The sequence below is a fragment of the Janthinobacterium sp. LPB2021202312-11-4 genome (assembly GCF_037049705.1).
Taxonomy (GTDB): domain Bacteria; phylum Pseudomonadota; class Gammaproteobacteria; order Pseudomonadales; family Pseudomonadaceae; genus Aquipseudomonas.
Window position 1 is genome coordinate 15446 of the sequence record NZ_JBAGKV010000005.1, and the last position, 23019, is coordinate 38464.

At 58.6% G+C, this 23019-nt stretch carries 25 protein-coding genes; 10 read left to right on the top strand and 15 right to left on the bottom strand.

Features of this window, described 5'->3' with window-relative positions; translation table 11 throughout:
- Window positions 1–86: 86 nt before the first annotated feature.
- Together V5E99_RS07080 and argF are read right to left on the bottom strand one after the other, a co-directional pair.
- Window positions 87–1196 (bottom strand): ABC transporter ATP-binding protein, encoded by a 1110-nt coding sequence (locus tag V5E99_RS07080; RefSeq protein WP_499801801.1) that lies wholly within the window; start codon window positions 1194–1196, stop codon window positions 87–89.
- The gene (gene argF, locus V5E99_RS07085) at window positions 1193–2113 is read right to left on the bottom strand and encodes an ornithine carbamoyltransferase (RefSeq protein ID WP_499801802.1); all 921 of its coding nucleotides are present in this window, start codon (window positions 2111–2113) and stop codon (window positions 1193–1195) included. Before argF ends, V5E99_RS07080 begins: the two co-directional genes overlap by 4 nt.
- 392 nt (window positions 2114–2505) lie before the next feature.
- Here argF and V5E99_RS07090 point away from each other — a divergent pair, with 392 nt between their 5' ends.
- From V5E99_RS07090 to grxD, 5 genes are all read left to right on the top strand, one after another.
- Window positions 2506–2712, top strand: a complete 207-nt coding sequence (locus V5E99_RS07090) for a hypothetical protein (RefSeq protein WP_499801803.1) — start codon at window positions 2506–2508, stop codon at window positions 2710–2712.
- Window positions 2702–3028 (top strand): hypothetical protein, encoded by a 327-nt coding sequence (locus tag V5E99_RS07095; protein WP_499801804.1) that lies wholly within the window; start codon window positions 2702–2704, stop codon window positions 3026–3028. The genes V5E99_RS07090 and V5E99_RS07095 overlap by 11 nt, the downstream gene beginning before the upstream one ends.
- A 101-nt stretch (window positions 3029–3129) precedes the next feature.
- A complete protein-coding gene (plzR, locus tag V5E99_RS07100; protein ID WP_499801805.1) occupies window positions 3130–3420 on the top strand; it encodes a PlzR type 4 pili assembly inhibitor in 291 nt (96 codons plus the stop codon).
- 134 nt (window positions 3421–3554) lie between these two features.
- Entirely contained in the window at window positions 3555–5660 is a 2106-nt protein-coding gene (locus V5E99_RS07105) for a molybdopterin oxidoreductase family protein (protein WP_499801806.1), read from the top strand.
- A 97-nt stretch (window positions 5661–5757) separates the two neighbouring features.
- Window positions 5758–6099, top strand: a complete 342-nt coding sequence (grxD, locus tag V5E99_RS07110; RefSeq protein ID WP_109501982.1) for a Grx4 family monothiol glutaredoxin — start codon at window positions 5758–5760, stop codon at window positions 6097–6099.
- A 214-nt stretch (window positions 6100–6313) separates the two neighbouring features.
- Here grxD and bfr read toward each other — a convergent pair whose 3' ends face one another.
- Together bfr and V5E99_RS07120 are read right to left on the bottom strand one after the other, a co-directional pair.
- Window positions 6314–6787 carry a bacterioferritin gene (bfr, locus tag V5E99_RS07115; protein ID WP_499801807.1) on the bottom strand — a complete coding sequence of 158 codons (474 nt, stop codon included), beginning with the start codon at window positions 6785–6787 and terminating at the stop codon, window positions 6314–6316.
- 198 nt (window positions 6788–6985) lie between these two features.
- On the bottom strand, window positions 6986–7204 hold the full coding sequence (locus V5E99_RS07120) for a bacterioferritin-associated ferredoxin (protein WP_008057530.1): 219 nt from the start codon (window positions 7202–7204) through the stop codon (window positions 6986–6988).
- 314 nt (window positions 7205–7518) lie between these two features.
- Between V5E99_RS07120 and V5E99_RS07125 the strand changes: the two genes are divergently transcribed.
- Window positions 7519–8121: a peroxiredoxin gene (locus tag V5E99_RS07125; RefSeq protein WP_499801808.1), complete on the top strand. Its 603-nt coding sequence runs from the start codon at window positions 7519–7521 to the stop codon at window positions 8119–8121.
- Between the two features lie 75 nt (window positions 8122–8196).
- Here the strand turns inward: V5E99_RS07125 and rnt are convergent, their stop codons facing one another.
- Window positions 8197–8874, bottom strand: coding sequence for a ribonuclease T (gene rnt / locus V5E99_RS07130; RefSeq protein WP_499801809.1), 678 nt, complete (start codon window positions 8872–8874; stop codon window positions 8197–8199).
- The gene (gene pyrC, locus V5E99_RS07135) at window positions 8871–9917 is read right to left on the bottom strand and encodes a dihydroorotase (protein WP_201206325.1); all 1047 of its coding nucleotides are present in this window, start codon (window positions 9915–9917) and stop codon (window positions 8871–8873) included. The genes rnt and pyrC overlap by 4 nt, the downstream gene beginning before the upstream one ends.
- A gap of 157 nt (window positions 9918–10074) precedes the next feature.
- Here pyrC and V5E99_RS07140 point away from each other — a divergent pair, with 157 nt between their 5' ends.
- On the top strand, window positions 10075–10983 hold the full coding sequence (locus tag V5E99_RS07140) for a flagellar protein MotY (protein WP_499801810.1): 909 nt from the start codon (window positions 10075–10077) through the stop codon (window positions 10981–10983).
- Window positions 10984–11112: 129 nt separating this feature from the next.
- Window positions 11113–12330 carry an argininosuccinate synthase gene (locus tag V5E99_RS07145; RefSeq protein WP_088422930.1) on the top strand — a complete coding sequence of 406 codons (1218 nt, stop codon included), beginning with the start codon at window positions 11113–11115 and terminating at the stop codon, window positions 12328–12330.
- Window positions 12331–12466: 136 nt separating this feature from the next.
- Here the strand turns inward: V5E99_RS07145 and V5E99_RS07150 are convergent, their stop codons facing one another.
- Window positions 12467–13171 carry a hypothetical protein gene (locus tag V5E99_RS07150; RefSeq protein ID WP_499801811.1) on the bottom strand — a complete coding sequence of 235 codons (705 nt, stop codon included), beginning with the start codon at window positions 13169–13171 and terminating at the stop codon, window positions 12467–12469.
- Window positions 13172–13727: 556 nt separating this feature from the next.
- Between V5E99_RS07150 and V5E99_RS07155 the strand changes: the two genes are divergently transcribed.
- The gene (locus V5E99_RS07155) at window positions 13728–14354 is read left to right on the top strand and encodes a response regulator transcription factor (RefSeq protein WP_123515084.1); all 627 of its coding nucleotides are present in this window, start codon (window positions 13728–13730) and stop codon (window positions 14352–14354) included.
- Between the two features lie 76 nt (window positions 14355–14430).
- Here V5E99_RS07155 and V5E99_RS07160 read toward each other — a convergent pair whose 3' ends face one another.
- From V5E99_RS07160 to metG, 8 genes are all read right to left on the bottom strand, one after another.
- On the bottom strand, window positions 14431–14610 hold the full coding sequence (locus V5E99_RS07160) for a PA3496 family putative envelope integrity protein (RefSeq protein WP_007898493.1): 180 nt from the start codon (window positions 14608–14610) through the stop codon (window positions 14431–14433).
- Window positions 14611–14716: 106 nt separating this feature from the next.
- Window positions 14717–15355, bottom strand: coding sequence for an endonuclease III (gene nth / locus V5E99_RS07165; protein WP_499801812.1), 639 nt, complete (start codon window positions 15353–15355; stop codon window positions 14717–14719).
- A gap of 25 nt (window positions 15356–15380) precedes the next feature.
- Complete coding sequence (locus V5E99_RS07170; RefSeq protein WP_499801813.1) at window positions 15381–15959, bottom strand: Rnf-Nqr domain containing protein; 579 nt, start codon at window positions 15957–15959, stop codon at window positions 15381–15383.
- Window positions 15952–16563 (bottom strand): RnfABCDGE type electron transport complex subunit G, encoded by a 612-nt coding sequence (locus tag V5E99_RS07175; RefSeq protein WP_499801814.1) that lies wholly within the window; start codon window positions 16561–16563, stop codon window positions 15952–15954. The genes V5E99_RS07170 and V5E99_RS07175 overlap by 8 nt, the downstream gene beginning before the upstream one ends.
- Complete coding sequence (locus V5E99_RS07180; protein WP_499801815.1) at window positions 16560–17552, bottom strand: RnfABCDGE type electron transport complex subunit D; 993 nt, start codon at window positions 17550–17552, stop codon at window positions 16560–16562. Before V5E99_RS07180 ends, V5E99_RS07175 begins: the two co-directional genes overlap by 4 nt.
- Window positions 17539–18750: an electron transport complex subunit RsxB gene (rsxB, locus tag V5E99_RS07185; RefSeq protein WP_499801816.1), complete on the bottom strand. Its 1212-nt coding sequence runs from the start codon at window positions 18748–18750 to the stop codon at window positions 17539–17541. The genes V5E99_RS07180 and rsxB overlap by 14 nt, the downstream gene beginning before the upstream one ends.
- On the bottom strand, window positions 18747–19316 hold the full coding sequence (locus tag V5E99_RS07190) for an Rnf-Nqr domain containing protein (protein ID WP_499801817.1): 570 nt from the start codon (window positions 19314–19316) through the stop codon (window positions 18747–18749). The genes rsxB and V5E99_RS07190 overlap by 4 nt, the downstream gene beginning before the upstream one ends.
- A 218-nt stretch (window positions 19317–19534) precedes the next feature.
- Window positions 19535–21586 (bottom strand): methionine--tRNA ligase, encoded by a 2052-nt coding sequence (gene metG / locus V5E99_RS07195; RefSeq protein WP_499801818.1) that lies wholly within the window; start codon window positions 21584–21586, stop codon window positions 19535–19537.
- A 249-nt stretch (window positions 21587–21835) separates the two neighbouring features.
- Here metG and apbC point away from each other — a divergent pair, with 249 nt between their 5' ends.
- Window positions 21836–22930, top strand: a complete 1095-nt coding sequence (apbC, locus tag V5E99_RS07200) for an iron-sulfur cluster carrier protein ApbC (protein WP_499801819.1) — start codon at window positions 21836–21838, stop codon at window positions 22928–22930.
- Window positions 22931–23019: the final 89 nt, after the last annotated feature.

Genomic DNA, 23019 nt, shown 5'->3' on the forward strand with positions numbered 1-23019 from the left:
TGCCCGCGATTGGCTTGACGCGGTGTTTCCGTCACACCGCGTTATCGTTCATCGCGAGCAAGCTTTGCTCCTACAGGGAAGGTGTGTCAGTTTGCGGTGCTGAAGCGGCGGACACCGGATTCAACGGCCGGAATTTGCGCCGCCGTGCTGCCGGATGCCTGGAACAACACCAGGTGTTCGGCTGCCACACGAATCCCCACGTTGGCACCGACCTGATGGTCGGCATGACTCGGGAAAATCGATTCCAGTTGCGCGCCGGTCGGCAGTTGCAGCCGATAAAGCGTCGAGGCACCGAGGAACGTCTTGCCGACAATCTTCGCTTTCAGTGCGCTGTCCGGCGCATAAACAATATCGTCTGGCCGCAGCAACACATCGACTGCGCCGCCAATCGGCCAGGTATAAGCACGATTGCCGCGCAACTCGCCGAGTTCGGTCTGCACCGACTCCGGGCTGCTCAACTGGCCGCGAATGAAGTAGCCCTGGCCGATGAAACTGGCCACAAACGGCGTCAGCGGTTCGTGATACAGGTTGTAGGGCGTGTCCCACTGTTCCAGCCGACCTTCCTTGAATACTCCCACGTGATCGCTGACCGCGAAGGCTTCTTCCTGGTCGTGAGTCACCAGAATCGCACTGGTACCACGGGCCTTGAGAATGTCGCGCACTTCATGGCTGAGCTTGCGGCGCAATTCGCCATCAAGGTTGGAGAAGGGTTCGTCGAGCAGCAGCAATTGCGGTTCCGGCGCGAGGGCCCTGGCCAGTGCAACGCGTTGCTGTTGACCGCCGGACAACTCGTGGGGGAAGCGCTTGCCGAGGTTTTTCAGGTTGACCAGTTCCAGCAACTCTTCGGTGACGCGATCCTTTTGCGGATGCTTGCGAATACCGAAGGCGATGTTCTCGGCCACGCTCAAATGCGGGAACAGCGCGTAGTCCTGGAAGACCATGCCGATTCGGCGTTTCTCCGGGGCGAGGGTGAAACCGGCGCTGGAGATGGTCTCGCCGCCCAGCTGGATTTCACCTTCGTGCACCGGCTCGAAACCGGCAATGGCCCGCAGGGTGGTGGTCTTGCCGCAGCCCGAAGAGCCCAGCAGGCAACCGATGTCGCCGGCGTTCAAGTGCAGGTTGAGGTTCTGCACAACCCGCTGGTCCTGATAACCGCAGGCAAGGTTGCGCAGGTTGAGCAGTAATGGCTGGCTCATGCGTGGTGGTACGCCGGCGTGACCAGAAACTCAAGCAAGGCCTTTTGTGCGTGCAAACGGTTTTCTGCCTGGTCCCACGCGACGGAGCGTGGGTCGTCCAGCAGGTCGAGGCTGATTTCTTCACCACGGTGAGCCGGCAGGCAGTGCATGAACAGCACGTCCGTCGCGGCCAGGTCGAGCAGGGCGCGATTGACCTGGAACGGGGCGAACAGCTTGAGGCGCTTGGCGGTTTCTTCTTCCTGGCCCATGGAGGTCCAGACGTCGGTGCTGACCAGATGCGCGCCACGCACGGCATCCTGTGGATCGCGGACGATGGTCACACGATCGCCGGCCTTGGCCACGAACTCTGGGCTTGGTTCGTAACCTTCCGGGCAGGCAATACGCAACTGGAAGTCGAACTGGATCGCCGCTTCTATATAGCTGTTGCACATGTTGTTGCCGTCGCCGATCCAGGCCACGGTCTTGCCCTGAATCGAGCCACGGTGCTCAAGGAAGGTTTGCATGTCGGCCAGCAACTGGCACGGGTGCAGGTCATCGGACAGGCCATTGATGACCGGAACGCGAGAGTTGGCGGCAAATTCGGTGAGGGTGCTGTGGGCAAAGGTGCGGATCATCACCGCGTCGAGCATGCTCGACATAACGATGGCGCAGTCGCCGATCGGCTCGCCACGCCCCAGTTGGGTGTCGCGGGGCGAGAGGAAAATCGCCTGGCCGCCGAGCTGGATCATGCCGGCTTCGAACGAGATGCGGGTGCGGGTCGAGGACTTCTCGAAGATCATCCCCAGGACACGGTTTTTCAGAGGCTCGAACAGTACGCCGCGGTTACGCAGGTCCTTGAGCTCAACGCCTCGACGGATCACGCTGACCAGCTCTTCGGGCGTGCAATCCATCAGGGAGAGAAAGTGCCTTGCGCTCATCATTGACTACCTTTTTGCAACAGACCGCAGATACTCAAAGCCTTGTTTAACTGAAAAACGGGCGAGACCTGCGGCGTAAGCCGCACGGGGCGACGAAATAGGGAAAGGCGCGATCTTATAATTAAATGTCGCGTCTTACCAATAGGAGGCTTATTTTTCCAGTGACTGCGATGTTTCCAGATTCATAGCCAAGTGCCGCATTTGTACACGGTGCCGAAGCGGGTTTGCAAATCAGCGGCTGCGGCCCAGGCCAATAAGGGTCAGGTTTCAATGGCGCGCGTTGCTTGTTGTTACGGTTTTGCGTGCCGGTAGTGGTGTGCTCGTCCGGTATTATCGGCCGCATTGCCAATCCTCGAGCCGGTCCAGTCAAACACCCAAGGAGGGAGTTCTGTATGTCGATCAATAAAACCGGAAACATAGGCCTGACACGTCTGCGTCGTGTGTCTCCGGCGTTTGATATGGCTGTGATTTCCACCGTGATGGGCTTCGCACTTATCGCAAGTACGATTTACCCAGGCGTTCCGAGTGCAGTGGTAGGCGCCATCATTGGCGCTTTTGTCGGTGTGAAGAATTTCAAGGATGATGCGATTGCAGATTGATTCGACCCAGTTTTTGGTAATTGGCGGATTGATCGCAATGGGTATTTATCTGGGGGCTTCGCTGCTGGCCCGATCTACGCCTGATCTCAAGCACGGCGCTGCATTGGTGGTTGCGTGGTTTACCGTAGTGAGTGTCATTGATATCGCATTGCAGGTTTATCAGGCCGAACCTCATCAGCTGGGCATCCTGGCAAACCAAAAAGCGATCATCCTGATCGGATCAGGGGTCATGCTTTGGCTGGCTATCGGCGGTATATGGACGGCTCTGATCTCGCCATTCAAGAAGAAAGCACTGGCAGTTTCTCAGGCTCAGTGAGAACGCATTGCATTTCTGGACTCTGTGTCTCGTCTGAAACATTTGCTAATGCAAAGTGCTGGGTTATAACTAGCTGACGAGCGACGCAGGAAGACTTGAGAATGGAATCGAAAGAACAGCAATTAATGGAATTACTCGGGCTCACGGCCCGGTCCCTGACCCACCTCACCGCGTCCATGACCTCGATGTCCTTCGAGTTGATGCGCAGTAACGATGAAGTCACCAAGGCCGCCGGTCGACGGATGATCGACCGCATGGCCACTATCAGTTCCGGGCTCGATGAGCATTGGCGACTGATCGGTGAACTCACCGGCGTGCATGTCGCCCACGAGCAGATCGAAACCATCCAGGAAATCCAGTTACAGGTGCCGCCCCGGTTACCGCCGAACTGAATCCGCTCAGCCATCGGCTGGCCTGATGGCCGCCGATTCACAAGACGAACGTCGCTGGCGCAGCGGCGGGGCACGCGCCATAGTTTTGTTCCCGCGGCCGCTATTGCCCGCCCAAAACAAAACAGAGACTGGCCATGACCAAGACTCTCCATCACCGTGCCTGCCACCTGTGCGAAGCCATTTGCGGCCTGACCATCGAAACCACTGAAACCGACGGCCAGGTGCAGATCACCTCGATCAAGGGCGATCCTCAGGATACGTTCAGTCGCGGTCACATCTGCCCCAAAGCCGTGGCCCTGCAAGACATCCAGAATGACCCGGATCGCCTGCACCAGCCGATGCTGCGAGTTGGCAGCGAATGGCAGCCTATCGCGTGGGAAGACGCCTTCAATCTTGTCGCCGAACGCCTGGCCGGGATTCAGGAGCGTCACGGGCAGAACGCGGTGGCGGTCTATCAAGGCAACCCCAGCGTGCACAACTATGGGCTGATGACCCACAGCAATTACTTTCTCGGCCTGCTGAAAACCCGCAACCGCTTTTCGGCGACCTCGGTCGATCAATTGCCCCATCACCTGACCAGCCATTTGATGTACGGCCACGGCTTGCTGTTGCCGATCCCGGACATCGATCACACCGATTTCATGCTGATCCTCGGTGGCAATCCGTTGGCTTCCAACGGCAGCATCATGACCGTGCCGGATGTTGAGAAACGCCTGAAAGCGATTCAGGCCCGGGGCGGCAAAGTGGTGGTGGTCGATCCGCGCCGCAGCGAAACGGCGGCGATTGCCGATCAACATTTGTTCGTTCGCCCCGGCGGCGATGCTGCGCTGTTGTTCGGGTTGCTCAACACATTGTTTGCCGAAGGCCTGACCCGCGACAGCCATTTGCCGGTGGACGGTCTAGACGAGGTGCGTGCGGCGGTCACCGGTTTCACTGCCGAAGCCATGAGCCCGCTGTGCGCGGTGCCTGCCGAGCAGATCCGCCAGCTGGCCCGGGACTTCGCGGCGGCGCCGACGGCGGTTTGCTATGGGCGCATGGGCGTTTCGACTCAAGCCTTCGGTACGCTGTGCCATTGGGTGGTGCAGTTGATCAATCTGGTCACCGGCAATCTTGACCGAGTGGGCGGTGCGCTGTGCACCGAGCCGGCGGTGGATCTGGTGGCCTCCACCTCGGGCGGGCATTTCAACCTGTGGCAGAGCCGGGTGTCCGGGCGTCCGGAGTACGGCGGCGAACTGCCGGTGTCGGCCCTGGCCGAAGAGATGCTGACCGGCGGGGAAGGGCAGGTGCGGGCGCTGATCACCGTGGCGGGCAACCCGGTGTTGTCCACGCCCAACGGCCGGCAACTGGAGCAAGCGCTGGATGGATTGGAGTTCATGGTCAGTATCGACCTGTACATCAATGAAACCACGCGTTACGCGGACCTGATCTTGCCGTCGACTTCGGCGCTGGAAAACGATCATTACGACACCACGTTCAACATGTTTGCCGTGCGCAACGTTTCGCGCTTCAACCGGGCGATCCTGGCCAAACCGGCCGGCGCGCTGCACGACTGGGAGATTTTTGTCGGCCTGGCCAAGGCGTTCGCCACCAAGACCGGCAAGGAACTCAAGCCGACCATTGCACCGGCGCAGATGATCGACCGTGGTTTGCGCACGGGGCTGTATGGCGATGCGTCCGAACATAAGTTGTCGCTGACGACCCTATTCGATCATCCCCATGGCGTTGATTTGGGCGCGCTGAAATCCAACCTGGCGACACGACTCAAGACGTCGAACCAGCGCGTCCAGGCCGCACCGGCCGCGATCCTGGCTGACCTGGCACGTTTCGCCGCCCTGCAAGCCCCGGCTGCTGATGAATTGCTGATGATTGGCCGCCGGCATGTGCGCAGCAACAACTCGTGGATGCACAACTATCACCGTCTGGTGAAGGGCAAGCCTCGGCATCAACTGTTGATGCACCCGGAGGACCTGGTCAGCCGTGGGCTCAATGACGGGCAGCGGGTGCGGGTCAGCTCGCGGGTCGGGGTGATTGAAGTCGAAGTGCTTGGCAGTCTGGACATGATGAAAGGCGTGGTCAGCCTGCCCCACGGTTGGGGGCATGCGCGCCCGGGTGTGCAGATGACGATTGCCAGCAGCCAGCCGGGGTCCAGCGCCAACGACCTGACGGATGAATGCCAGCTCGATGAGTTGTCGGGGAATGCGGCATTGAATGGTGTGCCGGTGACGGTGGCGGCCGCTTGAGCGTGTCTGTCGGGGAGACCGAGCATGGCGCTCGGCTTTCCGTTACAATGCGCCACCGTGCCGACCTTTGAGTCGGAAAGTTCAGCCGAGGTGTTCCATGGATATCATCGAAACGATTAAAGAGCAGATTGCTAACAACACCATTCTGCTTTACATGAAAGGCTCGCCGAATGCCCCGCAGTGTGGCTTCTCCGCGAAAGCCGCGCAGGCCGTGATGGCGTGTGGTGAGAAGTTTGCTTACGTGGACATCCTGCAAAACCCGGAAATCCGCGCCAACCTGCCAAAGTACGCCAACTGGCCAACCTTCCCGCAACTGTGGGTCGGTGGTGAACTGGTCGGCGGTAGCGACATCATGACCGAGATGGCTGCAGACGGTTCGCTTCAGGCCACGATCAAAGCCGCGGCTGAAAAAGCGGCTGCTGCCAAGACCGAAGCCTAAGGCACAGGCTCCTCTGTAGGAGTTGCCGAAGGCTGCGATCTTTTGATCTTCAGCATGTAAAAAGCCCCGCTCTCTTTTAAAGAGGCGGGGCTTTTTATTGCGCTTGGTAAGTTACTGCGATGTCGCTGCTGTCATCGTTAAGATCGCAGCCTCGTTGCACTCGACAGCTCCTACACAGCTCCTACACAGCTCCTACACAGCTCCTACACAGCTCTTACTCTTCGCCCATCTGCGATTGCAGATAGTTCTCAAGACCGACTTTATCGATCAGGCCCAGTTGGGTTTCCAGCCAGTCGATATGTTCTTCTTCGGCTTCAAGAATATCTTCAAGCAGTTCACGGCTGCCGAAGTCGCCAACGGTTTCGCAGTGGGCGATCGCGACTTTGAGATCCGCGTGACCGGTGCGTTCGATGCGCAGGTCGCACTCAAGCATTTCCTTGGTGTGCTCGCCGATCTGCAGCTTGCCCAGGTCCTGGACGTTCGGCAGGCCTTCAAGAAACAGGATGCGCTTGATCAGCTTGTCCGCGTGCTTCATCTCGTCGATGGATTCTTTGTACTCATGCTTGCCGAGCTTGTTCAGGCCCCAATCTTCGTACATGCGTGCATGCAAAAAGTATTGATTGATCGCGACCAGCTCATTGGCAAGGATCTTGTTGAGATGCTGGATGACTGTAATGTCGCCTTTCATGATGGGGTCCTGCCCTGTATTAACTGACTATAAGGCAGAGTTTGAGCCGCGTAATTAAGAGTGTCAAACCTAAGTTATTGAAACTTATATGAAAATTAATCGGAATAAGAATGTTTGTGTTCCGCGTCTTGAGCCTAAGCGGTTGATTTACGGGCATAAAAAAACCGGACATCAGTCCGGTTCTTTGAAATACGGTAATTATGCGGCAGTAAATTCAACAGGAAAGGGAATCGCGGCTTGGGCGGTTTGCAGCTTGGTCAGGGTTTCGCGCACCACTTCCTTGGCAAGGCAGGCACATTTACCGCATTGACTCGCTACGCCGGTGGCCTGACGGACTTCCTTATAGCTGCAGCAACCTTCATAGATTGCATCGCGGATTTGACCGTCGGTGACGCCAGTGCAGAGGCAGACATACATAAGTGAGAACCGTCGCTGGTTGTGACTCAATTGCGGTGGATCTTAATGTTAACGAGAATGATTGTCAAAGTGCTTTCTGTAAACCTGATGCAACATCGGCCGATGCCTGACGAACGGTTCAGGCCGGGGCAATCTGCCACCCACCGTCGCGTCTGCAAATTTAACCCAGCGGTAAAAACCGTTAAGGACAGCTCAAAAACGCCGTGTATGATGTTCGGTCCTTGCGAAGCGGGTTTGTGTCACAGCGCTGTCGCCTGAGGGTGGCAGGCTGACACCAATCCATTGCTTCACGTTATTTGACCAGGAGATATCCAATGAGCGTACTCGTAGGCAAACAAGCCCCTGACTTCACCGTACCGGCCGTACTCGGCAATGGCGAAATCGTAGACAGCTTCACCCTGTCGTCGGCCATCAAAGGCAAATACGGCCTGGTGTTCTTCTACCCACTGGACTTCACCTTCGTTTGCCCATCCGAGCTGATTGCTCTGGACAACCGCATGGCTGACTTCAAGGCACGCAACGTTGAAGTGGTCGCGGTATCGATCGATTCGCACTTCTCTCACAACGCATGGCGCAACACCCCGGTGAACAATGGCGGTATCGGCCAGGTTCGCTACACCATGGCTGCCGACATGAAGCACGAAATCGCCAAGGCCTACGACGTTGAATCCGAAGGCGGCGTGGCGTTCCGTGGCGCATTCCTGATCGACGACAAAGGCGTTGTCCGCTCGCAGATCATCAACGACCTGCCGCTGGGCCGTAACATGGAAGAGCTGATCCGTCTGGTCGACGCGCTGCAATTCCACGAAGAGCACGGCGAAGTTTGCCCTGCCAATTGGAAAAAAGGCGACAAAGGCATGACCGCTTCGACCGAAGGCGTCGCGGCTTATCTGACCGAAAACGCTGCTGCGCTGTAAGCACCGTTCGAGGCATAAAAAAACCGGCCCTTGAGGCCGGTTTTTTTGTGGGCGGAATAAAATCCGGCGACTGACTCAGTCGTTGAAATCTTCCCAGCCGCCCATTTGTTTCCAGCGATTGACGATGCCGCAGAACAGCTCGGCGGTCTTCTCGGTGTCGTAGCGAGCCGAGTGGGCCTCGCGACCGTCAAAGTCGATGTCCGCTGCCTGACAAGCCTTGGCCAATACGGTCTGACCGTAAGCCAGGCCCGCGAGGGTGGCAGTGTCGAAGCTGGAGAACGGATGAAACGGGTTGCGCTTCATGTCCAGACGCGCAACCGCGGCGTTGAGGAAACCCAGGTCGAAACTGCTGTTGTGCCCGACCAGGATCGCCCGTTTGCAACCGTTGGCTTTCAGGGCCTTGCGGATGCCACGGAAGATATCGGTCAGCGCGGTTTCTTCGCTGACGGCCATGCGCAGCGGGTGATCGAGCTTGATCCCGGTGAACTCCAGGGCCGCCGCTTCGATGTTCGCGCCTTCAAAAGGCTCTACGCGGAAGAAGTAAGTGTGATCGGCATACACAAAGCCTTTTTCGTCCATGGCGATGGTGGTCGCCGCGATTTCCAGCAAGGCGTCGGTGGCCGAGTTGAAACCACCGGTTTCTACGTCGACGACAACCGGCAGGTAGCCACGGAATCGGGCCGCCATTGGATGACGAGGACCGCCTCCGCCGCCTTGACCGTCCTGTTCGTCGTCGAAATGGTCTTCACTCACGCGTGTTCCTCCAGCAGGCGCCAGCGCAGTTTTTCACCGGCGCGCAGCGGGATTACGGTCAGCTCGCCAAATGGCAGGCTGGTTGGGGCGGTCCACTCGTCGCGGACCAGGGTGATGCGATCTGTATTCACCGGCAGGCCGTAGAAACGCGGGCCGTTGAGGCTGGCGAAGGCTTCGAGCTTGTCCAGCGCATTGCGCTGTTCGAAGGCTTCGGCGTACATCTCGATTGCTGCGTAAGCGGTGTAGCAACCGGCACAGCCACACGCGGCTTCTTTGGCATGCTGGGCGTGGGGCGCCGAGTCGGTGCCGAGGAAGAACTTCTCGCTGCCGCTGGTGGCGGCGTCGAGCAAGGCTTCCTGGTGCGTGTTGCGCTTGAGAATCGGCAGGCAGTAGAAGTGCGGCCGAATCCCGCCCACCAGCATGTGGTTGCGGTTGTAGAGCAGGTGATGGGCGGTGATGGTCGCGCCGACGTTGGCCGAGGCCGCGTTGACGAACTGCACGGCGTCGGCGGTGGTGATGTGTTCGAACACCACTTTGAGCGTCGGGAAACGCTCGACCACACGGCGCATGTGCTCATCGATGAAGATTTTTTCGCGGTCGAAGACGTCGACATCGCCACGGGTGACTTCACCGTGGATCAACAACGGCATCCCGACTTCGGCCATGGCCTCGATCGCCGGGAAAATCTTGTCGATGCTGGTGACGCCAGAATCCGAGTTGGTGGTGGCGCCGGCCGGGTACAGCTTGGCGGCGTGAACGAAACCGCTGGCCTTGGCCTCACGAATTTCTTCGGGCTGGGTGCGGTCGGTCAGATAGAGCACCATCAGCGGTTCGAAACGACTGCCGGCCGGGCGTGCAGCGAGAATCCGCTGGCGATAGCCGTCGGCTTCAGCGGCGTTGCGCACCGGAGGTACCAGGTTGGGCATGATGATGGCGCGACCAAAGGTGCGCGCGACATCCGCAACGGTATTGGACAAAACAGCACCATCGCGAAGATGAATATGCCAGTCGTCGGGACGCAGCAGGGTCAGGCGGTCGGACATGAGGGGATTCCAGGCGGGTCAAACTGAGGGGAATGCTACCGGAAAAGACTGATGCAGGCACCCGCTATCAAGTTTTGCAGCAAGCTTCCGATATCCAATAGGTATGCCTTAAACATCTGTATCGGTCTTTTTGTTGTAGAAGCCAGTGGAGCCTCCCGTGCGCCAGCGTTATTTAGCCTTGCTCAGTGTGTTTGCCAGCCTTCCCGCGATGGCGCTCACTTTCCAGACCCGTCTGGAGAGCATCGAGTGGACGGTCGAAGGTGACAAGTTCGAATGCCGACTGGCTCAACCGATCACCGATTTCGGCTCGGGCGAGTTCGTGCGGCGTGCCGGCGAGCAGGCGGTATTCCGTCTCAAAGCCTACAACTCGGTGATCGGCGGTGGCTCGGCGACCTTGCTGGCGGCGGCTGCACCCTGGCAACCGGGGCGTGGCGACATCAACCTGGGGTCGGTGAATATCGGTAGCGGCAATGTGCTGTTCAACAGTTCGCAAGTGCAGGCCGGGCGCCTGATCAGCGGGTTGATGGACGGCCGCAGCCCGGTCATTCGGCGTGCCTCGGGCGATGGTCGGGTGTCGGAAGTGCGTCTGCTGCCCGTCAAGTTCAGCAAGGCCTTCAATGACTATCAAGGTTGCGTGGCCAAGCTCTTGCCGCAGAATTTTGAACAGGTGAAACAATCGGAAGTCGGTTTCCCGGGCGAAGGCGTCGACCTGGACCCCGCCGCCAAGGCCAAGTTGCAGGTCATGCTGGAGTTCATGAAAGCCGACCCGACAGTCAATCACATCGAACTTGACGGGCACTCCGACAACAGCGGTAATCGCCTGACCAACCGTGAACTGTCGCGGCGCCGGGCGCTGGCGGTGATGGACTTCTTCAAGGCCAATGGCATCCAGGAATCGCAGATCACCATGCGTTTCCACGGTGAGCGCTATCCGCTGGCGCCGAACACCAACGCGTCCAACCGGGCCAAGAATCGCCGGGTCGCCGTGCGTCTCGAACGCGTGGCGCCCGCCGAGAAGCCGGCCCCGCAATCGGCCTCTGCCGCGAGCGCCGCAGCGACTTCCTGAAGCCGCTGAAATCGTCGCTCGCTCGACATAATCTGTCGCTTCGTCGTCATAAGCTGTCGCGCCTCTGTAAATTATTCCGTATGACCGGTAGACTTCACGGCTTTCCGTAGAACCCCGTGGAGTGATGGCATGGCGGACGTAAACAAGGTCGTTCTGGCGTATTCCGGCGGCCTGGACACTTCGGTGATCCTCAAGTGGCTGCAGGATACTTATAACTGTGAAGTGGTGACCTTCACCGCTGACCTGGGTCAGGGCGAAGAGGTCGAGCCGGCCCGCGCCAAGGCTCAGGCCATGGGCGTAAAAGAAATCTACATCGACGATCTGCGCGAAGAATTCGTGCGTGATTTCGTGTTCCCGATGTTCCGTGCCAACACCGTTTACGAAGGCGAGTACCTGCTGGGTACTTCCATCGCTCGTCCGTTGATCGCCAAACGCCTGATCGAAATCGCCAACGAAACCGGCGCCGACGCCATTTCCCATGGCGCGACCGGCAAGGGCAACGACCAGGTGCGTTTCGAACTGGGCGCCTACGCGCTCAAGCCAGGCGTGAAAGTGATCGCGCCTTGGCGCGAATGGGACCTGCTCTCCCGTGAAAAGCTGATGGATTATGCTGAAAAGCACAACATCCCGATCGAGCGCCACGGCAAGAAGAAATCCCCGTACTCGATGGATGCCAACCTGCTGCACATCTCCTATGAAGGCGGCGTGCTGGAAGACACCTGGACCGAGCACGAAGAAGACATGTGGAAATGGACCGTCTCCCCGGAGAACGCTCCTGATAAAGCGCAGTACCTGGAACTGACCTACCGTAACGGCGACATCGTTGCACTGGACGGCGTCGAAATGACCCCGGCCACCGTGCTGGCGACGTTGAACCGTATCGGTGGCGAACACGGTATCGGCCGTCTCGACATCGTTGAGAACCGTTACGTGGGCATGAAGTCCCGTGGCTGCTACGAAACCCCTGGCGGCACCATCATGCTGCGCGCTCACCGTGCGATCGAATCGATCACCCTGGACCGCGAAGTGGCTCACCTCAAAGACGAGCTGATGCCGAAATACGCCAGCCTGATCTACACCGGTTACTGGTGGAGCCCTGAGCGTTTGATGCTGCAACAGATGATCGACGCGTCCCAGGCCCACGTGAACGGCGTTGTGCGCCTGAAACTGTACAAAGGCAACGTGATCGTCACCGGTCGCAAGTCCGATGAGTCGTTGTTCGACGCCAACATTGCCACCTTCGAAGAAGATGGCGGCGCCTACAACCAGGCCGATGCGGCGGGCTTCATCAAGCTCAATGCCTTGCGCATGCGCATTGCCGCCAACAAAGGTCGCAAGCTGTTCTGAGACCTTTGCGTCGGTAAGTGAAATTGTGGCCCTGTCGTCGACAGGGCCACAACGCTAAAAAGTGTGTTCTGCCTGGCATCTTGTCGTTGCCTGTTCCTTTCCTGTTCTGGCTTCCCACTCCGGAACACGGCGGTTATCAATCCTCATCCAGCACTGTCACGCCCTGTGAATTCAAGTTGTAAACAACCCAGAAGGTTGGGCATGCGCCTTTCTTCCTGTGTTTTGAATACTTGTGTGTGCTTTCCTTCAATAATCTCTCCGACTCGCTATAAGCAAGAAACACGACCACTTTCGTGGCGGGCTCACGTGGCTCCCGGATTTTGTCCAGCAGGGTGGTGATATCCGCTTTCGCCGTCATCTTGCGGGCATCAATGATGCTCAGGTCTTTCATGTGTGCTGAAAACAAGACGTTGTGCTGCACCCAGCAGTTGGCCTGTGACGGTGGCCTCCGGGGTTTCCAGGCCCGGTAAAGCTGGGCTGAAAGGCCTGGGAGAGAGCGTTCTGATGTCGGAGTGGTCATGGATTCGTCCAGCTTTGCAGGCGAATCCTTTGCGCACGGCTGTTTTTTACTGTCCGATCGCACGGTGTTGTCGATGACTTTGACGAAGTTTTTTTCTTTTTCAAAGTCAGAAGGGGCATAAAGTGAGCGGTAGTTTAAGTTGAGCGTGAGGAAGAAAAGAAAGAGCAGGTAAAACGGAAAGCTGATCAAGAACCAGACATAGATTTCCCGTTGGTTATTATCCAGAAAGGGTAGCGAGATGGCCGCGGAAGTCTCGGACAGTGCGGCGAATATTGCAATAACAGTCATAGGGTTTGAGATTCTTTTTTTGAATTTCATCATGGTGGTGACTCATAAGGTGGTGTCTTTTTCTCGTGTGAATAAAAGTGTTTTTGTGTTGTTTTAAGGGACGGTACTGTTTCTAGGTTGACTCCACTTTTCAGGAGTGAATGTATGGGTATGGGTTTACTGTAGTGCTGGTGATTTTTATATGTCGGGTGTTCTTGTATCAAAAGTTTTTCGGGCTGCGTTGCTTGAGTTAACAAACCATGGAGAAAAGATTTAATTGTTGTTTCGGTATGAATTTTCAGCTGGGAAACAGCAGTTGTTTTTAAGTGGGGCCCCGTTGATCGCCGGTACGGAAGCCGTTGAGCGGCTTATGCTCAGGCCGTTTGTTGGTTGTAAAGCGATACAAAAAAGCTCTTTGAGAGCCGCCTCTTATTAAGGTCTCCTGTTTTAAAACGCCTCAAATTCAAGGTTTTTTTGTAGGATTGATCCGCGTTGCTTGTAGGGAATGTCTCTCGGTGTGGGTGCTTGAGCGGAGCGGCATGCCATGGGTGAAACGACTAGGCTATTGTGCGGGCTCTAAAAATTCGAACAGCGAAAATTGGACTTGCCCATGAATAAAGTGCTGATCGTGGATGATCACCCTGTCATTCGTCTTGCGGTGCGTTTGCTAATGGAACGTCATGGCTACGAAGTTATCGCCGAAACAGACAATGGCGTGGATGCCTTGCAACTAGCCCGTGAGCATATGCCGGATATTGTCATTCTGGATATTGGAATACCGAAACTGGATGGGCTGGAAGTCATTGCGCGTCTGACTTCAGTAGCGCTGCCTTTAAAAGTGCTGGTGCTGACTTCCCAGGCACCCGGACATTTTTCAATGCGCTGCATGCAGTCGGGTGCCGCCGGTTATGTTTGCAAACAACAGGACCTCACAGAATTACTCAGTGCTATCAAGGCTGTGTTGTCAGGCTACAGTTACTTTCCCAATCAAGCCTTGCATACCGTTCGCGCCAGTTTGGGTAATGCCAGTGAAGCCGATATGGTGGATCGTCTGTCGGGGCGGGAGATGATGGTGTTGCAACAACTGGCCCGGGGAAAGACCAATAAGGAGATTGCCGATGGAATGTTTCTCAGCAACAAGACCGTCAGTACTTACAAGACCCGGTTATTGTTAAAACTTAATGCGCGCTCACTGGTGGACCTTATCGAACTGGCCCAGCGTAATGGCCTGGTATGACGGCTTCCACGTTCTGCCGGATGCAGTGACGATCGGCACATAGTAAAAAGCCTCCATTTCGGGAGGCTTTTAGGTGTCATAGATCAAAATCGTAATCGGCCAATTGCTTTTGCAGTCGGCGCTCCTCCAGCAGATTGTCGATGGTGCGGCGCTTGCTCAGGTTGGTTTTCGCTACCTCGACCACCGGTTCAGCGTCATCGGCTTCAACGGGGGTGAAGTCGTCTTCTACGTCCAATTGCTCTTTGCCAGTGCTCATTTTGTTACTCCAGGCTAAGACTGCCTTTGGCGCTCCTTATATCGACATTCTCCCGGCGGGTAAAAAAGATTTTTTCAATCGGTAAATCAATAAACCCAATAGTGCGTCAATCGTCCGAAGTCTTTTGCTTGTATTCGCACAAGTCTTCGATCCGACAGCTACCACAACGAGGCTTGCGCGCCAGGCAAACGTAGCGTCCGTGGAGGATCAGCCAGTGATGGGAGTCGAGCAGGAATTCCTTGGGCACGAACTTCATCAGCTTGTTCTCCACCTCGACCACATTCTTGCCCGGGGCAATGCCGGTGCGGTTGCTGACCCGGAAAATATGGGTGTCCACCGCCATGGTCAGTTGGCGAAACGCGGTGTTCAGCACCACGTTGGCGGTCTTGCGCCCGACGCCGGGCAACGCCTCAAGCTCCTCGCGGGTTTGCGGGACTTCGCCGCCATGGCGCTCTATCAGCAGGCGACAGGTTTCGATCACGTTCTTGGCCTTGCTGTTGAACAGGCCGATGGTTTTGATGTACTGCGACAAGCCTTCGACGCCCAAGGCATAGATCGCCGCTGGCGTATTGGCCACCGGGTACAGCTTGGCCGTGGCTTTGTTGACCCCAACGTCGGTGGACTGCGCCGACAGAATCACCGAGATCAGCAGTTCGAATGCCGAGGAATAGGCCAGTTCGGTCTTCGGTTCCGGGTTGTCTTCGTGAAGCCTGCGGAAGATTTCATAACGTTTTGCGGCATTCATGGGTAATGCGTTTCCTCGAAAGCGATCAATTTGAGGGCGTCGGACGATGCCAGGCTTGTTTGGCGGCGATCAATAGCCCCAGCAATATGAATCCGCCAGGGGCGAGTGTCGCCAGGCGCAGACCGCCGTCGACGGTCAGCACCCAACCGGGCCAATCCGCCCCACCCATCAGCCAGGTCAGATGAGCACCAAGAGTGCCGTTGCCGATGATTTCGCGCAGCAGGCCCAGGACGACCATCAGCAGGCCGAACAGGCCACACAGGCGCAGACGATCACGTCCTGGGCTCTGGAAAAAACCGTTGTTGTCCAGCACGACGCATTGCAAGGCGATCAACCCGGCATACAGCCCCAAGTGTTGCTGCCATTGCAATGACCAGGATTGCCCGGCGAGTTCAACACAAGCGGTCAACGTGGCTGCCAGCAGCACGCCAGCAATCAAATGCGTCGATGAGGCGAGCCGGGGACGCAAGGCGCCCATCCCCAAGGCATAGGCCCCTATCACCACCACGAACATCATCCACAGGCCCAAGGCGCTCATCAGCGAGCCGGTGGCACCCACCAGCGGCGCCAGCATCAATGAGTTCTGTAGCGACGCCTTATTCATGGGGAATGCTCCCGACCAGTTGTTGCCGGTGTTCGTCAAAGTAGCGCAAGGCATCGTGGATCGCGTTTATCACGGCTCTTGAGGTGATGGTCGCCCCGGCCATTTGATCGAATTGTCCCTGATCCTTTTTCAACGCCCAGCCATTGTCAGCGGGCTCGGTGCGCGATTTTCCGGTAAAAAGTTGCAGCCACGTATTCGGCCAGTCGGCCAGTCGGCCGCCCAGCCCTGGTGTTTCTGTCTGTTTGAGCGTCTTGACCCCCAAGAGCTTGCCGTTGGCATCGATGGCGATCAACAACTCGATGGCCCCGGCGTAACCGAGGGTTTGACTGCGCAGCAACACGGCGTTGGGTCGGCCACCCTTGGTCGCCAGGTAACCCGTCAGCAGCGTGCTGTTGGTCAGTGCAAGGTTTTCGAGGGCTAGCGGCTGTTCCAACGGCTGATTGTCGTAGCTGCCGGGAGGCAGCATATCCAGCAGGGTGCGGCTGTCGATCAGGCGTTGTTCCGTGGCAATGCGTGCCGCGCTGAGGTTTTGCACAACGTAGGTTGCGCCGATGCCCAGTCCGGCCAATAACACCAATGTCGCGACGCTCATTGCTCGGTTCATGGAGAGATTCGCTCCTGCCGGGCGGCGACAAACCGCTCCAGTGCCGGCACGCAGAGGTTCATCAGCAGGACCGCAAACGCCACGCCGTCGGGGTAGCCGCCCCAGGTTCGAATCAGATAAGTCAGCAATCCGACCCCCACGCCGAATAACAATCGCGCGCCGGCACTTTTTGCGCCGGACACTGGCTCCGTCGCAATAAAAAAGGCGCCCAGCATGCTGGCGCCCGTCAGCAGATGAAACAGCGGCGAGCCATGGGAGTCGGAACCCGAACCGTTCCAGCACAGCAGGCTGATGATAAACAGGCTGGCCAGCATGCCCACCGGCGCATGCCAACTGAACACCCGCCGTTGCAACAGAAACGCGCCGCCGGCCAGAAACGCCAGGTTGACCCATTCCACACCGTGGCCGCCAAACCGGCCAAACGCCGGGTTGCCGGCGAACAGCTCATCCATGGTCAAGCTTTTGTTGATGCGCAGGCTGTCCAGCGCCGTGGCCTGGACCCACGCATCCGGGGTCTGGCTGACGCTGAAACCGAAGACCTGGGATAGGCCTCCGAGCAAGTCCATGCCATGGGATGACGGCCAATGGGTCATCGGTTGCGGGAACGTCACCAGCACCAGGGCAAAACCGAGCATGGCCGGGTTGAATGGGTTCTTGCCGACACCGCCGTACAGATGCTTACCGAACAACAACGCGGCGGCAGCGGCCGTGACCGTCAGCCACCACGGGCAGTACGGCGGTAACGCCAGCGCCAGCAGCGTCGCGGTGACCAACGCGCTGCCGTCGCTCAAGGTCGGCCCGAGCGGGCGCTGGCGCAGCTTGAGCACGGCGGCCTCCACGGCGAGCGCGGTCACCGCCGTCAGAATCAGGTTGATCAATACGCCCCAGCCGTACAGCCAAAACAACGCCAGTGCTCCCGGCACCGTGGCCAGCAACACCAGCTTCATGGCCTGCTGAAGGCGTTCGTCCACCGATTCAAGGGGCGACATAAGCCTCCATCAGGCGTTCGGCTTCCTGAAGGCGGGCGCGGGCCTTGTCCATCTGCTCGGTTGGAGTGTCGGCGCGGCGTCCCAGTTTGCTGACGTCGGCGCGGGCGTAGGCCAATTCGGTTTTCAGCTGTCGAAGTTGGCTGTCGATGGGGCGTTTTTCGACGCGTATCAGGTCAGGCAAAGGTTGATCGCTGACGGCTTCAGCGTCGTGCAAGGCCTGTTCGGCATTTTTCAATGCGTGCTCCAAGGCGCTGATCTGTTCTGTCGGCGCTTCGGCGGTCTGCGCTTTTTTCAGTTCGGCGCGGCGCATGGCCAACTGGATCTTCGCCCGTTTCAGCTCCGCATCTTTCGCCGGGGCAACAGGGGCCGGAACCGGTGGGGCGGTGCTTTCCAGTTGCGCCAGCGCTTGCTCGGCGACTTCGAATTGCTGCTGCAAAACGATCAATTGCGACTGCTGCTCGAAGGTTGGCGGATGCCCGAAAGCTTTCAGCGATTTGTTCAATTGCGCGCGGCTCATCGCGACATCGATCTTGGCTTTTTTCAACGCGGCGTCAGCGCTCGCCGCTTTCTGCGCGCGAACCCGCTCAAGGGCAGCCTGTACCGGGTTGAGGGTGACTTCACTGGGTTGCGCGGCGCGTTGAGCGCGAGCCTGGCGCTCGGCGATTTTTTGTTGCTCTTCACCTTGCAGGCGGGCGTTGCGTTGTTCGAACCGCCGCCGCGCACGATTGCGCTTGGTGGCCCGGGCCCGTTGCTCTTCAAGGCTGAACGCCAGCCCGCCGACAATCGGCAGCACCGTGGCCAGCGGCAGTGGGCGCATTTCAATGCAATCTACCGGGCACGGCGCTACGCACAGGTCGCAACCGGTGCATTCGTCGACGATCACCGTGTGCATCAACTTCGCCGCGCCGACGATGGCGTCCACCGGGCAGGCCTGGATGCACTTGGTGCAGCCGATGCATTCGGCCTCGCGAATGTAGGCGATCTGCGCCGGTGCCGCGCCGCGACTGGTGTCCAGTTCCAGCACCGGCACTTTCAGCAGTTCGGCCAAGGCCGCGATGGTTTCGCTGCCACCCGGCGGGCACTGGTTGATCGGCTCGCCCTGGGCGATGCCTTCGGCGTAGGGTTTGCATCCGGGATGGCCACACTTGCCGCATTGGGTCTGGGGCAAGAGGGCGTCGATGCGTTGAATCAGACTCATGTTTTGATCAGTCCGCTGAATCCGAGAAAGGCCACTGCGATCAGTCCGGCGCCGATCAACTGGATCGGCAAGCCACGAAAGGGCAGGGGAATATCGTTATCGAGTGTGCGCTGTTGCAAGTCGCTGAACAGGCTCAGCACCAGCCAGAAACCGAGCCCGGCACCGAGGCTCAGGGCGGTGGCGTGGAAGAACCCCTTGTCGTCCTGAGCGTTGATCAACGTCAGCCCGAGGACGCCGGCATTGCCGAGCAGCAATGGCCACAGGCCATCGAAAGAGAGCTTTGGAAGTAACCGTGAAAGCAGTTTCAACAACGGAGCGATCAGCAAAACGCTCAGCGGCAGGAACACGAACAGGCGCAGGGCCGTCAGCTCCAGCGGCACCAGCAACCCATGATAGAACGCGTAACCGAGCATGCCGACGATCAACATCAGGCTCGCCGTGGCAATGCCCAGTGCGTGAACCTGCCTGCGCTGCGTGGTCAACAGCGGATCGACGCCCAGCGGCCAGTGCAACACGAGGTTGTTGATCAGGGCGGCGCTGATAAGCGTTAGAAGCAGTTCGGTCATGATCGTCCGTATTCACACGATGTTGCAGGCTGCTGATTAACCCCGTAGGAGCTGCCGAAGGCTGCGATCTTTTGATCTTGAAAAGGCAAGATCAAAAGATCGCAGCCTTCGGCAGCTCCTACACGGTGAGGCCAGAGTTGAGAGTAATTATGGGCCAGACATGAAAATCCCACAGTCATGCCGGGCACGACTGTGGGATCGGTTGAGCGGATCGAGCCTTACTTGATGCGCTGACCCGGCTTGGCGCCGCTGTCGGGGCTCAGCAGGTAGATTTCTTCACCGCCAGGGCCGGCCGCCATCACCATGCCTTCGGAGATCCCGAACTTCATTTTGCGCGGCTTGAGGTTGGCGATCATCATCGTCAGGCGACCTTCGAGCTTGGACGGGTCCGGGTAGGCGCTCTTGATCCCGGACAACACGTTGCGTTGCTCATCCCCGATGTCCAGGGTCAGGCGCAGCAGCTTGTCGGCGCCTTCCACTGCTTCGGCCTTGAGAATCAGCGCAACACGCAGATCGACGGCGGCAAACGCATCGAACTCGATTTCCGGTGACAGTGGTTCCTTGACCAGTTCGCCGTTGCCGGCCGGGGCAGCGGCGCCAGTGTCGGTAGCGCTGGCGGTCAGGTCTTCTTTCGAGGCGTCGGTCATGGCTTGGACTTTTACCGGGTCGATGCGGGTCATCAACGGTTTGAACTCGTTCAACTGATGATCGCTCAGCAGCGTGGCGTGGTCGTTCCAGGTCAGCGGCGCGACGTTCAGGAACGCCTCGGCGTCGGCGGCCAGCAGCGGCAGCACCGGTTTGAGGAAGATCACCAGTTGGCGGAACAGATTGATGCCCAGGGCGCAGATGGCCTGGACTTCGTCGTGCTTGCCTTCCTGTTTGTTCAGCGACCATGGCGCCTTGTCGGCAATCCAGGCGTTGGCGCGGTCGGCCAGGCCCATGATTTCGCGCATGGCCCGGGCAAAGTCGCGCGCCTCGTAGGCATCGGCGATGCTTGGCGCGGCAGCCAGGAACGCGTCGGTCAGTTCCGGCGCAGCGTTACCCGCCACCAGCACACCGGCGTTGCCTTTCTGGATGAAACCGGCGCAACGGCTGGCGATGTTGACGACTTTGCCCACCAGGTCGGAGTTGACCTTCTGTACGAAGTCTTCGAGGTTCAGGTCCAGGTCGTCGACGCCCCGGCCCAGCTTGGCCGCGTAGTAGTAGCGCAGGTATTCCGGCGAGAGGTGATCCAGGTACGTCCGGGCCTTGACGAAGGTGCCACGGGACTTGGACATTTTCTGACCGTTGACGGTCAGGTAGCCGTGCACGTTGATGCCGGTCGGTTTACGGAAACCGGCGCCTTCAAGCATCGCTGGCCAGAACAGGGCGTGGAAGTTGACGATGTCCTTGCCGATGAAGTGGTACAGCTCGGCGGTGGAATCCTTGGCCCAGAACGCGTCGAAGTCCAGGTCCGGACGACGGGCGCAGAGGTTCTTGAAACTGGCCATGTAGCCGATTGGCGCGTCCAGCCACACGTAGAAATATTTGCCTGGCTCGCCCGGAATTTCGAAGCCGAAGTACGGCGCATCGCGGGAGATGTCCCACTGTTGCAGGCCGGCGTCCAGCCATTCGGCGATCTTGTTCGCCACGGCGTCTTGCAGGGTGCCGCTGCGGGTCCAGGCTTGCAGCATTTCCTGGAAGTCCGGCAGTTTGAAGAAGAAGTGCTGGGAGTCCTTGAGCACCGGGGTGGCGCCAGAGATCGCCGACTTCGGATCTTTCAAGTCAGTCGGGGCGTAGGTCGCGCCGCATTTTTCGCAGTTGTCGCCGTACTGGTCTTCGGTGCCGCATTTCGGGCAGGTGCCCTTGATGAAGCGGTCGGCCAGGAACATTTTCTTTTCCGGGTCGAAGTACTGCGTGATCGAGCGCTGGGCAATGTGCCCGGCGTCGCGCAGCTTCAGGTAGATCTGGCTCGACAGCTCACGGTTTTCTTCGGCGTGAGTGGAGTGGAAGTTGTCGAAGTCCACCAGGAACTCGGCAAAGTCGGCGCTGTGTTCAGCCTGGACGTTGGCGATCAGTTGTTCCGGGGTGATGCCTTCCTTTTCCGCGCGCAGCATGATCGCCGAACCGTGGGCGTCGTCGGCGCAGACATAAATGCATTGATTGCCGCGGTGCTTCTGGAAGCGCACCCACATGTCGGTCTGGATGTATTCCAGCATGTGGCCAAGATGGATCGAACCATTGGCATAGGGCAGGGCGCTGGTGACGAGGATCTTGCGTGGCTCGGACATGGGGCTCGGCTACTTGATGAAACAGAGGTCGGCCACTATAAAGCGCTGGCGCATATTTTTCACCTTGTGAGCCTGTTTCATTGAGTGAGTCACTTGTAGGAGCACGGCTTGCCGGCGATAGCGGGCCTGAGGACGCCATCGCCGGCAAGCCGTGCTCCTACAAGGTGGCGATCTTTTCGGCAACCCGCGAAACGATCAGAACAGGTACGATACCCGCCTGATTTTCCAGTCTTGTTATCGGAGTTGCCCATGAGCGCCGTCAATCGCGCAGCGGTGGAAGCCGTCCTTCGCCAATACACCGACCCTTATCTGAACCAGGACCCGGTCAGCGCCGGGTGCGTGCGCAACATCGACATCCAGGGCGATCGCGTCAGCGTCCAGCTCGAACTCGGTTATGCCGCCGGTCTGTTCAAGAGTGGCTGGGCACAGATGCTGGAAATGGCCATTCAGGGCCTGGACGGCGTGACGAGCGCGCGCGTCGAGATCACCAGCGTCATCGCTGCGCACAAGGCCCAGGCACAGATTCCGGGCCTGGCCAACGTCAAGAACGTGGTGGCCGTGGCGTCCGGCAAGGGCGGCGTGGGCAAGTCCACCACCGCTGCCAACCTGGCGCTGGCGCTCGCCCGTGAAGGCGCCAAGGTGGGGATTCTCGACGCTGATATCTACGGTCCGAGCCAAGGCATCATGTTCGGCATTCCCGAAGGCACCCGACCAAAGGTCAAGGATCAGAAGTGGTTCGTACCAATCGAGTCCCATGGCGTCGAAGTGATGTCCATGGCGTTCCTGACCGACGACAACACGCCGATGGTCTGGCGCGGGCCGATGGTGTCCGGTGCGCTGTTGCAACTGGTGACACAAACCGCGTGGGGCGACCTGGATTACCTGGTCATCGACATGCCGCCAGGCACCGGTGACATCCAGCTGACCCTGGCGCAGAAAGTCCCGGTGGCCGGTGCCGTGATCGTCACCACGCCTCAAGACCTGGCCTTGCTGGACGCGCGCAAAGGCGTGGAAATGTTCCGCAAGGTCAACATTCCGGTGCTGGGCGTGGTGGAAAACATGGCCGTGCACATCTGCTCCAACTGCGGGCATGCCGAGCATCTGTTCGGTGAGGGCGGTGGGGTGAAGCTAGCCAACCAGTACGGCGTTGAAGTGCTGGCCTCGTTGCCGCTGGCGATGGCTATTCGTGAACAGGCCGATGGCGGCAAGCCGACGGTGATCGCTGAGCCGGACAGCCCGATTGCCATGGTTTACCAGGAACTGGCCCGCCATGTCGGCGCGCGGATTGTGTTGCAGGAAGCGGCGACGCCGGCGATGCCGAATATCACCATTAGTGACGATTGATCGGCGTCGACTGTTGAAAGATCGCAGCCTCGTTTCACTCGACAGCTCCTACACAGCTCCTACAGGGGAATGCCCAAACCGTGTAGGAG

Bases quoted from the DNA above. Each gene is read 5' to 3' on its own strand.
- V5E99_RS07180 (WP_499801815.1), bottom strand. From the start codon at position 17,552: ATGTCGCCCCTTGAATCGGTGGACGAACGCCTTCAGCAGGCCATGAAG.
- V5E99_RS07105 (WP_499801806.1), top strand. From the start codon at position 3,555: ATGACCAAGACTCTCCATCACCGTGCCTGCCACCTGTGCGAAGCCATT.
- rsxB (WP_499801816.1), bottom strand. From the start codon at position 18,750: ATGAGTCTGATTCAACGCATCGACGCCCTCTTGCCCCAGACCCAATGC.
- nth (WP_499801812.1), bottom strand. From the start codon at position 15,355: ATGAATGCCGCAAAACGTTATGAAATCTTCCGCAGGCTTCACGAAGAC.
- V5E99_RS07145 (WP_088422930.1), top strand. From the start codon at position 11,113: ATGGCGGACGTAAACAAGGTCGTTCTGGCGTATTCCGGCGGCCTGGAC.
- apbC (WP_499801819.1), top strand. From the start codon at position 21,836: ATGAGCGCCGTCAATCGCGCAGCGGTGGAAGCCGTCCTTCGCCAATAC.
- V5E99_RS07125 (WP_499801808.1), top strand. From the start codon at position 7,519: ATGAGCGTACTCGTAGGCAAACAAGCCCCTGACTTCACCGTACCGGCC.
- grxD (WP_109501982.1), top strand. From the start codon at position 5,758: ATGGATATCATCGAAACGATTAAAGAGCAGATTGCTAACAACACCATT.
- V5E99_RS07175 (WP_499801814.1), bottom strand. From the start codon at position 16,563: ATGAACCGAGCAATGAGCGTCGCGACATTGGTGTTATTGGCCGGACTG.
- V5E99_RS07170 (WP_499801813.1), bottom strand. From the start codon at position 15,959: ATGAATAAGGCGTCGCTACAGAACTCATTGATGCTGGCGCCGCTGGTG.
- argF (WP_499801802.1), bottom strand. From the start codon at position 2,113: ATGAGCGCAAGGCACTTTCTCTCCCTGATGGATTGCACGCCCGAAGAG.
- V5E99_RS07160 (WP_007898493.1), bottom strand. From the start codon at position 14,610: ATGAGCACTGGCAAAGAGCAATTGGACGTAGAAGACGACTTCACCCCC.
- V5E99_RS07080 (WP_499801801.1), bottom strand. From the start codon at position 1,196: ATGAGCCAGCCATTACTGCTCAACCTGCGCAACCTTGCCTGCGGTTAT.
- V5E99_RS07190 (WP_499801817.1), bottom strand. From the start codon at position 19,316: ATGACCGAACTGCTTCTAACGCTTATCAGCGCCGCCCTGATCAACAAC.
- V5E99_RS07150 (WP_499801811.1), bottom strand. From the start codon at position 13,171: ATGATGAAATTCAAAAAAAGAATCTCAAACCCTATGACTGTTATTGCA.
- metG (WP_499801818.1), bottom strand. From the start codon at position 21,586: ATGTCCGAGCCACGCAAGATCCTCGTCACCAGCGCCCTGCCCTATGCC.
- pyrC (WP_201206325.1), bottom strand. From the start codon at position 9,917: ATGTCCGACCGCCTGACCCTGCTGCGTCCCGACGACTGGCATATTCAT.
- V5E99_RS07090 (WP_499801803.1), top strand. From the start codon at position 2,506: ATGTCGATCAATAAAACCGGAAACATAGGCCTGACACGTCTGCGTCGT.
- V5E99_RS07155 (WP_123515084.1), top strand. From the start codon at position 13,728: ATGAATAAAGTGCTGATCGTGGATGATCACCCTGTCATTCGTCTTGCG.
- V5E99_RS07120 (WP_008057530.1), bottom strand. From the start codon at position 7,204: ATGTATGTCTGCCTCTGCACTGGCGTCACCGACGGTCAAATCCGCGAT.
- bfr (WP_499801807.1), bottom strand. From the start codon at position 6,787: ATGAAAGGCGACATTACAGTCATCCAGCATCTCAACAAGATCCTTGCC.
- plzR (WP_499801805.1), top strand. From the start codon at position 3,130: ATGGAATCGAAAGAACAGCAATTAATGGAATTACTCGGGCTCACGGCC.